The following is a 13,103-nucleotide window of genomic DNA, read 5'->3' on the forward strand; positions in this document are numbered from 1 at the left end:
CTCCCCTTTTTTATTTGCGTCTCCGCTCTTTGATCCGTCCGAGCAAGTCCTTCCTCACGATAAGCCAGTACAGGATCGTCGGCAGCGGGAATTGAATGAGCCCCCATATCCCCCAAAACCAAGGCATGCTGTCACGCTTGCGGGCGTCGAGAAACAGCCATGTCGACTGCGTCAGCAGAATAGCGGCGATCAGCGCCCAGAACCAGAAGGAATGCTTCAGCTGTTCTTCCATAACCGCTTCACCTTCTTGCCTAAAGTAATGCCGATATATCCGATCGCTCCTAACCCAGCCGCAGCCTGAAGCGCCGCAAACAAAGCCAAGCTGCGGTTCAGCGCGCCCAAAACGACGACAAGAACAATCGCTGCGACGATCCAGAAAAACGCTAACTCCCGCCACAGCTTCCTTTTCATCTCTTGACGGTGATTCTGCACAAAAGCTTCCAGCTGCATAGGGTCTAATTCCGGCTGTTCAAAAGCTTGATCGAATCGAGACAGCTCGCTGCGCATATGCCGATCGAACCATAGTTGCTCCTCATCAGGAGCTCCGTTCTTGTTCATGATGGGTCATCTCCTTCCTCAGCTGCTTGATGCCTGCGTGTATGCGCGATTTAACCGTACCGACCGGCGTATCCAGCATCTCTGCAATTTCTTCCTGGGAATAGCCGTAATAATATTTGAGCAGTACGGCCATGCGCTGATTTTCCTCTAATTGCCCTAGCGCCTCCAGCGCATCCGGCCAATCGTTCATTCGTCCCAGCGTCTCGTATCGAAGCGAACGAGCCGATCCTTCTTCCTGCACGTATTGCTGCTCCCGCTTGTAGCGTCTTGCCCGGTCTATCGACAGCCTGGATGCGATGGCGATCAGCCAAGTCGAAAATTTCGACTGTCCCTTGAAGGTGCCGATCTTTTCAATCGCCTTCAGCATGGTTTCCTGCGTCAGATCCTCGGCTTTGCCTTTATCCATCGTGAGCTTCAGGACATATTGATAGAGGAAGGAATAGTGCTGGCGCAGCAGCTCCGACAGCGACTGCACGTCGCCCTTCGCCGCTTTTTTCACAATCGCTGCCTCATCGTACACTGCGTAAGCTCCCTTCTTCTTGATGTCTTATGAATTGGACGATTGAGCGGTTCATTTCGTTCGCGTGGGAAAAAAATTTTTTTCCTTCGCCCTTGGGGCTCAGATAGGGATCGTTCCTGCGATTGCTGCCGCTCTCCGGAACGATCCCCCTCTCTTCGCCTGGGGCGAATGGGGTACCCCCTGTGGGGGGCCTTTACGGCGAATAATACTCAATAAAAAATAGTAGACCGGCACTCCTTATAAAGCAAGGAGCACCGGTCTTTTTAATGAGCCAAAATCGATCGCAATCGATGCTTGTTTATGATAAAGGAAGCGTCAGGCTATCCGCATTCACGACAGTTAGCAGGATGACTAACGCCATAAATACGATTGCCGGCGCGGTTTTGCTGAATGAGTCTTTAACCCTGACATGCGCGAGGCATGCTGCGACCATCGTGATTCCGAGCCAAACGCCGGCCCATGCGACCGCCCCATCATACCAGTAGCCGATGATGAGAGCTGCCGCGCCGGCTAACTGGACGGCGCCTGTGACAACACGAAACCACTGCGGTAGTCTCAGATTTTCGAAAATATCGGTCCAATACTTCGCCCCCGCGATCTTGGCGCTCCCCGAAAAGGCATAGTAGATGACCAATAGGCTCTGTAGAACGATCGAAAAAACAGTCATAAGAAACCCCTCCTAATACTCCTCAGATTCATTTTCCGGGACACCCTTCGAATCCGTCTTCTATCCGGTTTCCCTTGTCACTAGCTATGTCGGAAGCCAACGAGGAAACGTGACAGTTATGGCGAAAAGAATTTTAAGACGAAAAAAATTAATCCAGCATACCAAAGTCACATTTGTAGAGGTTCGAACGACATATAAGTAAAAAGGAATCTCCGGGAAGGAATTTGCGATATGAACGAACAGGATTGGCTTGCGGAACAATTCGAAGCGCATCGGAATCACTTGCAAAATGTGGCTTATCGGATGCTCGGATCTTTGAACGAAGCGGATGACGCTGTGCAGGAGTCATGGATACGCCTTAGCCGCACTTATCATCATGAAGTCGAGAATATCGGGGGATGGCTGACAACGATCGTCTCGAGGGTTTGTCTGGATATGCTCCGAGCCCGCAAAACGCGGCGCGAGGAGCTTATATTGGAAAGGGTCGCTGAACCGGTTAACAGCAGCCCAAACGAGGAGGACCCCGAACACGAGGCGCTGTTAGCCGACTCTGTTGGTCTTGCGATGCTGATGGTTCTTGGACATTTGAATCCAGCCGAACGTATCGCTTTAGTTTTGCATGATATTTTCGCTTTGTCTTTCTCGGAAGTCGGGCAAATACTGGGCCGCAACGAGGCGGCAGCCAGACAGCTTGCAAGCCGCGCGCGCCGCCGGGTTCAGGGAGCGAGGGCGACTGCGGATTCGGAGGAATTCAACCGAAGGAAAGAACTTGTCGATGCTTTCCTTTCAGCGTCGCGTGCGGGAGATTTCGAAAAGCTTCTCGCGGTATTAGATCCGAATGTTGTGCTTCGCCAGGACCCGGCCTTTCCGCCGGTCAAAGCTTGGCCCGTTGTTCACGGCGCGGAATCTGTTGCCAAAGGCTTTGCCGGCCGCGCGCAAGGCGCAAGGCTGGTGCTCGTAAACGGCTCCGTTGGCGCAGTCGTAGCTCCTCGCGGTCAAATGCTGTTTGTACTCGAACTCAAGATTGTGGATGGCAGGATCACCGAGATCGAAATGATTGCGGAGCAATCGCGGATTCGCGAGCTCGACTTGGCGGAAATGAAGGATTGATGCGGTAATAGACGGAAGAGAACAGCCGAGAGGATCAGCTGTTCTCCAAGACGACATCCCAGCGATGTCTGTATTCAGCAAGCTTCGGGTGAGGTTCTTTGGGCGGTTCGTTCAAGATCAGGCGGACCTTTCCGATCCACTCCTCAAAGGAAGAAAACGAGGCAAAAGCGTTTGCTGTTTCCGGCGACAGATAGAGGAACAGCGGCTGCGGATACTTTTCCGCCAGATGGCGGAGCGCCGCCTCGATCGGCGTATATTTTTTCCGCTTCCCTTCCCAATTCTCTATTGTAATTTTCGCTTCGTCTTCATGCCCCCGCCGCCATTCGAACAAGCGGTCCTCCCGCTTATAATAGGGGTCAACCATGCGCTTCCACATGCGCCTTATCGTCTCCTCGTGCAGCGGGTAGAGCACGAGCTTCGCAAACCCCCGCGTTTTCGCCTGCTCGGCAGCGCGCTCGAGCTCTAGATCGGATACGTCTTGAAACATATCGTAATAGACCAGCGTGCCCTTTCCCGAATAGGTATCCGATTCCACGTGACCGAATGGCACCTTCTGAACGCTTCGTTCCATAACATCCCTCCGTCATTCTTATCCTCAGCAGCTCGCGTCATAGTATACCCATCCGTTATTTCAATCTAGTCTGGACGAACTCTACTCATCGTCTTCTGCCTCATTTGAATAAAGGAGCTTATCTACTCTAACCCACTCCTTTAATTCCTCCCTTAGCCTCGGATAATTCATTTCTAGATGACCATTCTCCTGTAAAAAGATCAATCCTTTATGAGTTAACCTTGCTGGTTTTAAAGACATTTGGTCCCCAGCCCGTAACACGCGTTCAATATATCCTTGGCGTTCAATCAAGTTGATCATTCTTGCGAATTCTTCATCTTTTAATCCATAATCCGAGGCAGCTAATTCAGGCGTCTTTTTATGGATTTCCTTCATAATGCTAAACCCGACTCTCATTGCCAACACCTCGAATTGCAATTCTTATAGGAAAAATGCTCCCATGAAAAAGAACCCGCGGCAGCAGTCTACTTTTCATTGGAAGCATCCATCGATCGAATTCTATTGTTTTTGTTCCGGCTTGCGCGGCAGCGTCCGGCTGAACCAGTTCCAGATCGGCTGGATATCGTTATGATCCATGCCGGCCACTTTGTAGCCGAAGGGGCTTCCGAGGACATTGACCGATAAGGAGCCGACGCCTTTTCGCCGTTGACCGCTTGTTCGTCTCACTTTCATGACAACGATTCTTGGCCTGCGGATGTAGTAGGTGCTGCGGCCGAAAACGCGATGTCTCATCGTCAGTTGACCCTCTTCAAGCAGGAGCCCGGCTGCCCGGTGACTGCTGATGCGCCACCATAGCGTAAGCGGCAAGAGGACAAGCGACCAAGCGCCTGCCGCTCCGAATATCGCAATTAGCGAAGCGCAGACCACCAGCGCAATTAACATCGGGATGCGTACGTAATAGATGAGCGCCTTGCGAGGCGACAGCGACATCCGGCTTGCCGAATGAACACGCATCCCGGGCACAAACCCGTCCAGAAGCTCTTGAATCTCCGAGAACTTAATGAATGGATGAAGCATGAGCTGCTCGTTCTTGTCAGACGAGACGACCTGAAGCTTTACTTCCGAATAACCAAAAGGCTGTCTCAGCCAGCTTTCGTTCACGATCACAGCCTGCACATTGGCGGGGTCAAAGAGAACATTTTTCTTCTCCAGCAAGCCGTACGAAAGGGACACTTGCTTGCCGTCCCTCCTCAGCGTAAATCCGCTGTATTTCAATATGTATAAAAGAATGGACAGCACCCATGCCAATCCGATAATCAGTACCGCGGCTCCAACGATGAGCAGGATGTTCGGCGTATGGCTGATTGAATCTTCCACGATATCCTCGAAGAAATGATCCGGAAGCAGCAGGTCAAGAAAATCGTCGGCAAATGAATACAGACCGCCTATAAACGCCGCGGCTAAGCCGAAGTTCAGCGATGTTGCGGCTGCCTGGAACAGCTTCCCCGCATCCAAAGCTACCGCCGCGTCGGGAGTATCCGCGCGATCGAATGCGGCATATGCATTCGAACCGGTATTTCCGACCCTTGTCCCGTTTCCTTCGGATATAGCTGCGCCAGCCAAAGCATCGCTTTCGGCCTGGACTTCGCCATATACAACAGCATTCGAGATGCTCATTTGTTCCGCGTCCGCGGTAACGATGCCTTCCTGCCGCCCTTGGGATGGAGCGCGCCTTAACAGCTCTTTGATGCGGTTCGCTTCCTCCATTTTCAGCGTATGAAGGATGCCGTCGGCTTTTTTGTTGCCGCCCGGCGTCTCAATTTTGAGCTGGACAACCCCGAGCATACGCTGAATAAGCGGCTGCTCGATATTAACCGAATGGATCCGGGAATAATAAATCGTTTTCTCTTCGCGGAACACCAGTCCCGAGCGAATGATGATTCGGTCGTTCTCCAGCCAAAAGCCGAACCGGCGCCACTGCAAATAGCTGATAAAAGCAAACAGCAGCAAAGCACCGCCGCCGCCCGCAAACCAATACCATTCGAGCCCCTTCCCGTTCGCCCCTCTGATCAAGGAAATGAGAATAATCGGCAGGAAGCCTTTTAATATGGATAAAACGCCAAATCCGATGTATGCGGGGTGAAGCGTGCGCCGTTCATTCATCATCCGCTTCCACCTTCGCGAGCTGGCCGATGCGCCGCTTGAGAGCCTCCGCTTCATCCCGCTTCAAGCCAGCAATTTTATGTGTTGTCGCCGCAGTCACGACGGATACCGTTGCGAGTCCGAACTTCCGCATAAGCGGGCCGCTCCCTAGCTCAACATGCTGCACCCGCACCATCGGCACGAGTACGTTGCTGATAAAGATAATCCCCGATTCGATCTCCAGCTCTTCCTCGAACAGCTCATATCGAAACCGCTTGTATTTAACTGCCGGCACCAGCCATGTGAATACCAATAGGGACAATACTAGCAAGCCGGCACAAATCCATACCGGAATCAGCGTCCAATCCTGCCACAGCGCCACGATCAAATAAGCAATAATGATGATCAGGAATATCCCATTTGAAATGAGCTCCGAAATACGATAGACCTTTAAATAATCGTGATGAAGCCTTTTTGTTAATTTTCGATCCAAGCTTTCTCCTCCTATCCCTTCCCCCTTCCTATTACACCAGATTTTCCAAATCGCCGTCAACCGACAACGAGCTCCGCCGCCCCTTTTATCTCCCATACAATCGGCTCTATGAGCGAGAACCTTCGCGGATGGACGACCTTCGCGATCATAATGACGCCGGGCCTTTGCAGCACTGTTTCGTAATGGTAAGTGTCATTGCGGTAATAAAACGGAAAGGACTGCTCGGCATTGACAACCTCGAACACCAGCACCTCTACCGGGTCCCTTAGGAAGGAGCCCGCAAGCGGGACGCCGTTCTCATCCAGTTGGAGATTGCGCTGAAGATACAGCTCGGCCGCATCCTCAGCCAACGCCTCATCGATCCGGGCGATGCCGGCTCCAAGCGCCTCCTTATCCAGCTGCTGGGCTGCCGCATGCGCCGCCCGGTTCACGGCCCGCTTGCTTTGAAACAGCGTCTTCATCGCCATTTCCTCTTCAACCTGCAGCACATGCGCAGAGAGCCAAATGACCATCATCGCCACCATCAGCACCAGCTTGTACAACCAGCCATCCTCCTTTCACCACGGCACATACTCGCTCATCTTCATGCCGAACGCTTTCATGCGCGCATCGGGAGCGATGGGCGTAATGCCGATAAGCGAATCGATCAGGAACAAGTTCTCGTAAGGATAGCTGGCCGTAAGCGATATGCCTACGCCTCTGGGCACGGGTGCGCTCGGATCGGTCGGGTCCGCTCCGCTGGTCGTATCGTAGTCAAACAGAATCGCTTCCTCCCGCAGCCCAAAAGCCGCAAGCCGCCGCTTCGACGCTTGTTCCATAGCCGGACTGATGTAGCCGTATGTTCCGCTTGCTCCAACCTCCAGCAAATAATCGACCTCCTGCTGAAGAACCGCTTGTCTGACAATAACGACATGCTTATAAATGGGGGAGAACATCATCCAGCAAATCATCGCAGCGAATAATATAAATACCAGCAGCTGCTTCAAGGGCTCATCCCCTTCACATAGTCACTGATCGCTCCCCCTGTACGATTCACGCCGTCCTTCATCCCGCCTTCTCCTTCAGCAACGGCCGTATAGATCAATAGAACTGTGATAATAAGCAGCACCGAAGTTAAAATCGCCCGCATGAGGTTACCTCCGTCCGTACCATTATGCCTAATCATCTATGAATCCCAAATCATGGTCGGAGCGAGCCGATCCTTGTATTCGCGGCATTTCCTTGGGACTCGATCTGGCTTCTTGTTCCCGTTGTGTCCTGCGCGATAATCGAGTTGAAAATGACGATGACTACAACCAGCATCATGACCGTCATCAAAATATTGCGCATCCCTCTTCACCTCCTTGCGAGAATAGTAATTGTCGGCCGGCAACCCGCTGTTTTAGCCGAGCGACTGGAACAATTTCTGCCCTTCCCTTACCCACGGATAAATAAAGACTTGAAACGTATACAGGATCGGGACGCCCGCTATAACAAAGAGCACGTATGAGGTTGATTCCTTGCGGCTTTCCTTTGCCAGCTCCAGCTTCTCCTTATAGTCGGAAATCCGCACTCGAAGAATATCGTAATATTGTCCGCTCTCATGCTGCCTGAGCGCGTCGATCGTCTCGACAAAGCTCATGCCTTCGTCCGTCCCGACCCTCAGCTTGAAACCCCTCAGCGCTAGGACGGGGTCGTGGTACCACTCCGCAAGCAGCCGTTCCAGATCTCCTCGCATCACGCGCGTGTAAGGCACGCAGCGCATCAGCTTCGTATGGATATTGAGCGCCGAATCCGCCAAGTACAGCAATTGATTGCTGATCACGTAAATCTCTTTGGTCAATTGGTGAGCCCTCATCTTGCGGGCCGCTCGAAGCCAGATCCGATCCGCCTTCAGGCCCGCCGCGAGCAGTATCGGAATACCGCCCATTGCCTGCATAGAAAGCAGCATCCAATTGTTGTCGAAGATGGCTGCCGCTATTAAAGCCGTTATCACACAAATCACGATGCCGAATCTGCGAGCAATCATATACCAAGCGGCATCCGCCGTTACGCCGCAGCCCGCGAGCAGAAGCTCCCTTTCCTGGTATGCGGCGCTGTCCTTCCGAATGCCGAACGCTTTGATCCACGCGTCAGGAGCGGCTTTTTGACGCCAGCTTAAGAAAGCAAGCCGCTTCCATCTCGCCGGCCGTCTAGGCATAAGCTGAAGGAGGGCGTAGATGCCGGCTGCCGCGAATAGAAACTGGCCGGCTGCCGCTCCTGCAGACGTTAAAGCCGTAACCCACTGCATCATCCAAAGTTTTCTCCTTTACATTTTTTTGCGGGAAAGCCACAGCCCCATCAGAAAGGAGCCGAATATAAGCAAAAGCGCGTTTAACAGCAAATCCCGGCCGTGCGGATCGTACAAATAATAAAAAATCGAGTTATCCCGGTTATACCGGATATTGATGCCCATAAATAACGCGAGAAACAATACGGGCGTAAAGTTCGCCACTCGAATTTCGAGCAGACGATGCCGCTCCTGCTCATTAGCCCTCCTAGCCTTCCTCATATCTCCGAGCAGCTCTTTTAAGCTGTCCGACACGGAGATCCCCTCCGCAAGCGCCACCCGCAATATTTGCGCAAAATAATCCGCCCACACATGCCCGAGAGACGCGGCCATCAGCCGCAGACTTGCCTCATCATCGCCCCTCACGGACAGATTGCGGTACAGCTGCTCGAACACCGCTTGCATCGGGCCAAGCAGCCGTTTCTCCTCGACGGTCCGCTGCAATGCAACCCGAACCTGACGTTCGCCGGTCACGAGATAGCATTGGTAGAACAGCTCGACAGCGGGCAGGAAATCCATCTGTGCTCCCATACGACGGTGAATGAGCAGTCCCCTAAGCCATACATAAGGGGAGAATCCGATCACGAATCCAAAAAGAAGAGTCCCTTTTACCGTTTGGAAAAACAGACCGCCCGACAGTAAGCCGGCCAGCAGCAAGCCTACGGACATACCCAGGAATAAATCCGGCTTCATCCGAAGCCGAAGCATCTCCAGCAGCTCTTCGATATGCTGAACGATAACCCGGTAATGCTTGAACCGAGTAAGGAGCAGCCTCCGCAGGCTATACGGCGACTCGTATGTAAGCCTGCCGCGAAGAAGGCGCTTCTGCTGCCATGCCTGCAGCAAGGAATACAGGATGATGTTCAATAGAAGGAAGAGGAGCGCGATGCCTGCAAGCAGCGATATATTATTCATTCGGATCCATCCCCTCCTTCAGCCAAACCGCCGCACGCTCAGACGGAGCATTCGGATACCGCCATTCGCCTAGAGCCTCATCGAACACGGCCCACTCCCGGACGCGTACTTCGCCTTGCTTCCATTCGATCTCTCCGATCCTGCTAATAATTCTTCTGCCGTCCATCAGCTTCATCTCGATGCCAAGCTCCGTCACATATTCGGCGATTCGTTTCGTCAATCTCTCCGGATTCATGCCTCTTCCGTCGAGCATGCACATATCGGTAATCGCTTCAGGGACATCCTCCAGCCGATTGGCATGAACGGTCGTCATACTGCCGGTATGCCCCCGCGTGCAGGCCCTGACATAAATATTGGCGTCATCATCCCGGATTTCGGCATGAATAATGCGCCGCGGCGACTGCCTAAGCGCCAGCTTGAAGGCTTGCGCAGCGCCATGCTGCTCGTCTTCTTCGTTCGTCTCGTATTCGACGATGTTTTTGCTGGGGAAGTCCCTGCCCAGCATCATCTCAAACCTTCCTTCGATCGTGACGATCCGTTCATCGTCTGGCAGCTCGGCGATCATCGCCTTCATCAGGTTTGTTTTGCCGGAGTTAGTCGGGCCTATAAGGACGATATTGTATCTGGCTTTAAGCGCCGCGAGCAGCATGCGCCGCATCTCTTCGCTGAGCGTTCGGTAAGGCGGCTTGCTGAGCGCCGCCAGACTGAAGCTGCGGACGGTATAGAATCGGATCGTCAGCGTGGGGGAGGATGTAAAACCGAATCCGGTCATCGTCACGCGGGAGCCGTCTCTCAGCATGACCTCCGCCCATCGTTTGCGTGGATTAATCCGGTCATTATTGTAGAGCACCAGATTTTGCTGAATTCGCTCGACATCTCGGACGCTTCCGAAACGGTAAGCCGATAGTCCGACGTTCCCGCCGCGCACCTCGTAGATCCGGTCTCCCACAACCTGAATTTCTTCCAGACCGCTTCGATTCGCGAGCACCAGCTCCAGGACGTTCAGCCCGACAACCTCCGCGAATAGCGCTTCCGCCAGGCTGCCGTATGGATGCTTGAAGCCCGGCAGGCTGTGGATGCGAAGGCGGATCAGCCGGTCCTCGATGACGGCCAGCACCTGCTCCCTTTCATGCGGGAATCCGAGCACCGCGCGATTTAACGTCTCGCTGTATTGCCGGCGTTCATCCTCCGTCATGCCTCGCGGCGCGCTCAGGTACGTGCGGATCTCCCCCGCCAGCCGCTCGAAATCGTCCGCATCCGCCAGCGTTACGGCAGCCCCGCCTTCATCTACCCTGACTTCATGCTCGTCTTGCTTCCCCTCCGCACTCACCTTTGCCGCGAACGCGGCAGGAGAGAATCGGCTGACACCGTTCTTCATGAAGAGCTCACTCCATTCCGGTAGGTGAGAAGCTTACGATACCAGGGCTGGCGAGATGCGGCAGGGAAAACTTCGCGCAAACCATGGCGCTTCATTAAAATCGCGGCCGGCTTCTTCATGGCTTCCTTCCCGACCGGGTCTGCCTTCAGCCACTCGGCGTAGCCTCCGCGGTCGAGGCCGGCAAGCATCGTATCATTTATTCGAAATTCGCCCAGCGGCGAGCTGCCGAGCTCTTTGCAAATTTCGCTCATGCGGTAACCTCCCTTCCGCCAAACGGTTTGTATGACAAGGCAATCGTAATCGTTCGGCTTGACCTGAAACATCGGCGACACATTGCCGATCCAGCGGCGTCCGTCCTCTTGGAAATGGGACAGTGCCGGCGTGGTGACCACGATTCGCGAGCTAGCGCGGCGAATGCAGCATACTGTAGCGGCGTTATCCCAGTAAGCGCCAACATCCAGCACAACAAAGGAATAGGACTTCTCCGCCACATCCAGCAAATGCTCGATTTCCTCCGCTCCGACGAATTCGGCGCCCTCCCGGTTCAAATTGCCGAACAAGACGCGCAGATCGGGCAAGCCGGGCACCGGGTAACCTGCGCCGCGAAGCATGTCCACCGTTAAAGCGGCCGACCTCAGCTCAGGCTGCAGCTTATCCAGTGTAACCTCCGGTTCATCGACGCCCAAAAAGCGGTGCAGCTTGGCGCTCTTCAGGTTCAAGCATAAGTAGCCGACGGATCCGCCGCTCTTCTCCGCAAGCCGGTAAGCCGCCGCGAATGCCGCTGTCGTCGTGCCGATATTCGGCGTCGTGCCGATGAAGACGGCCATCGGCGCAATTCCCTTGCTCATTCGTCCTCACGCTCCCCGAGAGCCGCATCCGCTCCAAGCTGCCCAAAGGATTCCGGGCTGTAGGCGACGACCAGCTTGACCGTGCCGCCCTTGCACAAACGGTCTATCGCGAGCCACTGTTCTTCCCTCAGGTTCAGGTTCAAATATTCAATCATGGCGTTCGCGTCCCGTCTTGCGACATACATGCCTTCCTTGTTGCCCTCGGCCATCGACAGCAAATAGGACTGCTCCAGACTGTCAACCTCAACATTGGCGGAGCTTTTCACGGACGCGACGACGACCCCTTCTTCGAACAGGCGCTGCGACTCGCCGCCTTCGCCGGACGCGTAGATCAGCACTTTGTCACCAGCCCGTATTCCATTCGAGATCGAACGGATATACTCTTTCGGAATTTGAAAAGTCGACTCGCCGCTTCTCGGCTGAAGCAAATGCTCATTGATTTTCCAATCGAGAATCGCTTCTCCCTTCCCGAGCGGCACCGCCGTCTCCTTCCCGGCGGCAGACTCCAGCTCCGTTACCATATCGGGCGTATAAGCGGCTAGCGGCATTCGCACCCATTCCAGATCGCCGTTCTCCAGCCTCTCCCCCGCGGCGACGAACCGTTTCGGCACGACGACCGCCACCGTCTCCTGCTTCTCCAGCTGCTGTCTCTGAAGCATATAAAGCCCGTATACCAGCACCGCAGACAGCACCGCCGCCGTCACGCTCAGCCACAAATTTCTGCTTCTTCCCACCGTTTTCCCCTCCGCGAGCAACAAAAAAAGAACGCCCTCAGCGCCGTTGCCGGCAACTGCTTGCGTTCTTCGCATATACGTGCTCTTATATTATGTTGACCATGAATTTGAGCCTATAATAGCAAATAGTACCTATTATTGTCTAGCCCTATTTTTAGAAGGCGCCAAATTTTTTAAAAATCGATCAACCCAACGCTGATCAGCAAAGCATCGTCTACCTTGCGCATCGTCTCATCGTCCAAATGCGTAATTTTGTCGGTCAGCCGCTGCTTGTCGATGGTGCGGATTTGTTCCAAAAGAACAACGGAATCGCGGTCAAATCCATGCGTTGCGGCATCCATCTCCACATGAGTGGGCAGCTTCGCCTTCTGAATCTGTGCAGTAATGGCGGCTACGATTACCGTCGGACTAAAGCGGTTACCGATGTCGTTTTGTATGACGAGAACAGGACGGACTCCCCCCTGCTCCGAGCCGACAACCGGGGACAAATCGGCAAAAAACACATCTCCGCGTTTAACGATCAAGCTCTACACCCCGCTTACGAGACGGCCTAACGTATGGTCGGCTTCTTCCTCCGCTAGAAACGCTTCCGAGGCCATGTTCAGGTTGATTTTTGCCATCTCCATATATCCGCGCTGCATGGACTCACGGATTTGGCGCTTCTTGCGCTCCACCAGATACAGCTTCATGGCCTGCCGAATAAACTCGCTGCGATTGGAGTTTTCTTTCGCGACGATGCCGTCGACCTCCTCAAGCAGCTGATCGGGCAAGCTGATCATGATCCTTTTCGTATTATGCACATTAGCCACCGAACTGCACCCCCAAAACTTTTCCAAAACCTCATTACACATTATAACAAATAATAGCCCCGGCTATACTTCAACATATCTATGCCTGACGTATATCAGATATGCTATAT

The 13,103-nt window shown here is 53.6% G+C and carries 20 protein-coding genes; 1 reads left to right on the forward strand and 19 read right to left on the reverse strand.

Going from position 1 to position 13,103, the window contains the following annotated elements; genetic code table 11:
• Nucleotides 1–10: 10 nt before the first annotated feature.
• The 4 genes from D3P08_RS18790 to D3P08_RS18805 form a co-directional block, all read right to left on the reverse strand.
• Complete coding sequence (locus D3P08_RS18790; protein WP_119601379.1) at nt 11–232, reverse strand: sigmaY antisigma factor component; 222 nt, start codon at nt 230–232, stop codon at nt 11–13.
• On the reverse strand, nt 217–558 hold the full coding sequence (locus D3P08_RS18795; protein ID WP_119601381.1) for a DUF5345 family protein: 342 nt from the start codon (nt 556–558) through the stop codon (nt 217–219). Before D3P08_RS18795 ends, D3P08_RS18790 begins: the two co-directional genes overlap by 16 nt.
• Nucleotides 536–1,078: an RNA polymerase sigma factor SigY gene (sigY, locus tag D3P08_RS18800; protein ID WP_119601383.1), complete on the reverse strand. Its 543-nt coding sequence runs from the start codon at nt 1,076–1,078 to the stop codon at nt 536–538. Before sigY ends, D3P08_RS18795 begins: the two co-directional genes overlap by 23 nt.
• Nucleotides 1,079–1,376: 298 nt before the next feature.
• Nucleotides 1,377–1,745 (reverse strand): DoxX family protein, encoded by a 369-nt coding sequence (locus D3P08_RS18805; protein ID WP_119601385.1) that lies wholly within the window; start codon nt 1,743–1,745, stop codon nt 1,377–1,379.
• A gap of 231 nt (nt 1,746–1,976) precedes the next feature.
• On the opposite strand from D3P08_RS18805, the gene D3P08_RS18810 reads away from it, so the two are divergent.
• The gene (locus tag D3P08_RS18810) at nt 1,977–2,855 is read left to right on the forward strand and encodes a sigma-70 family RNA polymerase sigma factor (RefSeq protein WP_119601387.1); all 879 of its coding nucleotides are present in this window, start codon (nt 1,977–1,979) and stop codon (nt 2,853–2,855) included.
• Between the two features lie 34 nt (nt 2,856–2,889).
• On the opposite strand, the gene D3P08_RS18815 is transcribed toward D3P08_RS18810, so the two are convergent.
• The 15 genes from D3P08_RS18815 to D3P08_RS18875 form a co-directional block, all read right to left on the reverse strand.
• On the reverse strand, nt 2,890–3,426 hold the full coding sequence (locus tag D3P08_RS18815; protein WP_119601389.1) for a hypothetical protein: 537 nt from the start codon (nt 3,424–3,426) through the stop codon (nt 2,890–2,892).
• A gap of 81 nt (nt 3,427–3,507) precedes the next feature.
• A complete protein-coding gene (locus tag D3P08_RS18820) occupies nt 3,508–3,822 on the reverse strand; it encodes a YjcQ family protein (RefSeq protein ID WP_119601391.1) in 315 nt (104 codons plus the stop codon).
• A gap of 102 nt (nt 3,823–3,924) precedes the next feature.
• The gene (locus D3P08_RS18825; protein ID WP_162848527.1) at nt 3,925–5,532 is read right to left on the reverse strand and encodes a PH domain-containing protein; all 1,608 of its coding nucleotides are present in this window, start codon (nt 5,530–5,532) and stop codon (nt 3,925–3,927) included.
• Entirely contained in the window at nt 5,522–6,001 is a 480-nt protein-coding gene (locus D3P08_RS18830; RefSeq protein ID WP_119601395.1) for a PH domain-containing protein, read from the reverse strand. Before D3P08_RS18830 ends, D3P08_RS18825 begins: the two co-directional genes overlap by 11 nt.
• Nucleotides 6,002–6,057: 56 nt before the next feature.
• On the reverse strand, nt 6,058–6,543 hold the full coding sequence (locus tag D3P08_RS18835; RefSeq protein WP_119601397.1) for a hypothetical protein: 486 nt from the start codon (nt 6,541–6,543) through the stop codon (nt 6,058–6,060).
• Between the two features lie 15 nt (nt 6,544–6,558).
• Nucleotides 6,559–6,987 (reverse strand): hypothetical protein, encoded by a 429-nt coding sequence (locus D3P08_RS18840; RefSeq protein ID WP_119601399.1) that lies wholly within the window; start codon nt 6,985–6,987, stop codon nt 6,559–6,561.
• Nucleotides 6,984–7,130, reverse strand: a complete 147-nt coding sequence (locus D3P08_RS27370) for a hypothetical protein (RefSeq protein WP_162848528.1) — start codon at nt 7,128–7,130, stop codon at nt 6,984–6,986. The genes D3P08_RS18840 and D3P08_RS27370 overlap by 4 nt, the downstream gene beginning before the upstream one ends.
• A 50-nt stretch (nt 7,131–7,180) precedes the next feature.
• Nucleotides 7,181–7,330, reverse strand: a complete 150-nt coding sequence (locus tag D3P08_RS27375) for a hypothetical protein (protein ID WP_162848529.1) — start codon at nt 7,328–7,330, stop codon at nt 7,181–7,183.
• Between the two features lie 52 nt (nt 7,331–7,382).
• Nucleotides 7,383–8,273 carry a hypothetical protein gene (locus tag D3P08_RS18845; RefSeq protein ID WP_240647648.1) on the reverse strand — a complete coding sequence of 297 codons (891 nt, stop codon included), beginning with the start codon at nt 8,271–8,273 and terminating at the stop codon, nt 7,383–7,385.
• A 15-nt stretch (nt 8,274–8,288) separates the two neighbouring features.
• Nucleotides 8,289–9,224 (reverse strand): type II secretion system F family protein, encoded by a 936-nt coding sequence (locus tag D3P08_RS18850; RefSeq protein WP_119601401.1) that lies wholly within the window; start codon nt 9,222–9,224, stop codon nt 8,289–8,291.
• Nucleotides 9,217–10,602, reverse strand: coding sequence for a CpaF/VirB11 family protein (locus D3P08_RS18855; protein ID WP_119601403.1), 1,386 nt, complete (start codon nt 10,600–10,602; stop codon nt 9,217–9,219). The genes D3P08_RS18850 and D3P08_RS18855 overlap by 8 nt, the downstream gene beginning before the upstream one ends.
• Nucleotides 10,599–11,450 carry a CpaE/TadZ family protein gene (locus D3P08_RS18860; RefSeq protein WP_119601405.1) on the reverse strand — a complete coding sequence of 284 codons (852 nt, stop codon included), beginning with the start codon at nt 11,448–11,450 and terminating at the stop codon, nt 10,599–10,601. Before D3P08_RS18860 ends, D3P08_RS18855 begins: the two co-directional genes overlap by 4 nt.
• Nucleotides 11,447–12,184, reverse strand: coding sequence for an SAF domain-containing protein (locus D3P08_RS18865; RefSeq protein ID WP_119601629.1), 738 nt, complete (start codon nt 12,182–12,184; stop codon nt 11,447–11,449). Before D3P08_RS18865 ends, D3P08_RS18860 begins: the two co-directional genes overlap by 4 nt.
• A gap of 173 nt (nt 12,185–12,357) precedes the next feature.
• Nucleotides 12,358–12,708 carry a type II toxin-antitoxin system PemK/MazF family toxin gene (locus tag D3P08_RS18870; protein ID WP_087569551.1) on the reverse strand — a complete coding sequence of 117 codons (351 nt, stop codon included), beginning with the start codon at nt 12,706–12,708 and terminating at the stop codon, nt 12,358–12,360.
• Between the two features lie 3 nt (nt 12,709–12,711).
• The gene (locus D3P08_RS18875) at nt 12,712–12,993 is read right to left on the reverse strand and encodes a CopG family ribbon-helix-helix protein (protein ID WP_119601407.1); all 282 of its coding nucleotides are present in this window, start codon (nt 12,991–12,993) and stop codon (nt 12,712–12,714) included.
• Between the last annotated feature and the right edge of the window lie 110 nt (nt 12,994–13,103).

This window comes from Paenibacillus nanensis (assembly GCF_003583765.1).
Lineage (GTDB): Bacteria > Bacillota > Bacilli > Paenibacillales > Paenibacillaceae > Pristimantibacillus > Pristimantibacillus nanensis.

Coding starts and splice junctions, on each gene's coding strand:
- D3P08_RS18790 (WP_119601379.1), bottom strand. CDS start 232: ATGGAAGAACAGCTGAAGCATTCCTTCTGGTTCTGGGCGCTGATCGCC.
- D3P08_RS18795 (WP_119601381.1), bottom strand. CDS start 558: ATGAACAAGAACGGAGCTCCTGATGAGGAGCAACTATGGTTCGATCGG.
- D3P08_RS27375 (WP_162848529.1), bottom strand. CDS start 7,330: ATGCGCAATATTTTGATGACGGTCATGATGCTGGTTGTAGTCATCGTC.
- D3P08_RS18805 (WP_119601385.1), bottom strand. CDS start 1,745: ATGACTGTTTTTTCGATCGTTCTACAGAGCCTATTGGTCATCTACTAT.
- D3P08_RS18815 (WP_119601389.1), bottom strand. CDS start 3,426: ATGGAACGAAGCGTTCAGAAGGTGCCATTCGGTCACGTGGAATCGGAT.
- D3P08_RS27370 (WP_162848528.1), bottom strand. CDS start 7,130: ATGCGGGCGATTTTAACTTCGGTGCTGCTTATTATCACAGTTCTATTG.
- D3P08_RS18855 (WP_119601403.1), bottom strand. CDS start 10,602: ATGAAGAACGGTGTCAGCCGATTCTCTCCTGCCGCGTTCGCGGCAAAG.
- D3P08_RS18820 (WP_119601391.1), bottom strand. CDS start 3,822: ATGAGAGTCGGGTTTAGCATTATGAAGGAAATCCATAAAAAGACGCCT.
- D3P08_RS18825 (WP_162848527.1), bottom strand. CDS start 5,532: ATGATGAATGAACGGCGCACGCTTCACCCCGCATACATCGGATTTGGC.
- D3P08_RS18860 (WP_119601405.1), bottom strand. CDS start 11,450: ATGAGCAAGGGAATTGCGCCGATGGCCGTCTTCATCGGCACGACGCCG.
- D3P08_RS18810 (WP_119601387.1), top strand. CDS start 1,977: ATGAACGAACAGGATTGGCTTGCGGAACAATTCGAAGCGCATCGGAAT.
- D3P08_RS18850 (WP_119601401.1), bottom strand. CDS start 9,224: ATGAATAATATATCGCTGCTTGCAGGCATCGCGCTCCTCTTCCTTCTA.
- D3P08_RS18845 (WP_240647648.1), bottom strand. CDS start 8,273: ATGATGCAGTGGGTTACGGCTTTAACGTCTGCAGGAGCGGCAGCCGGC.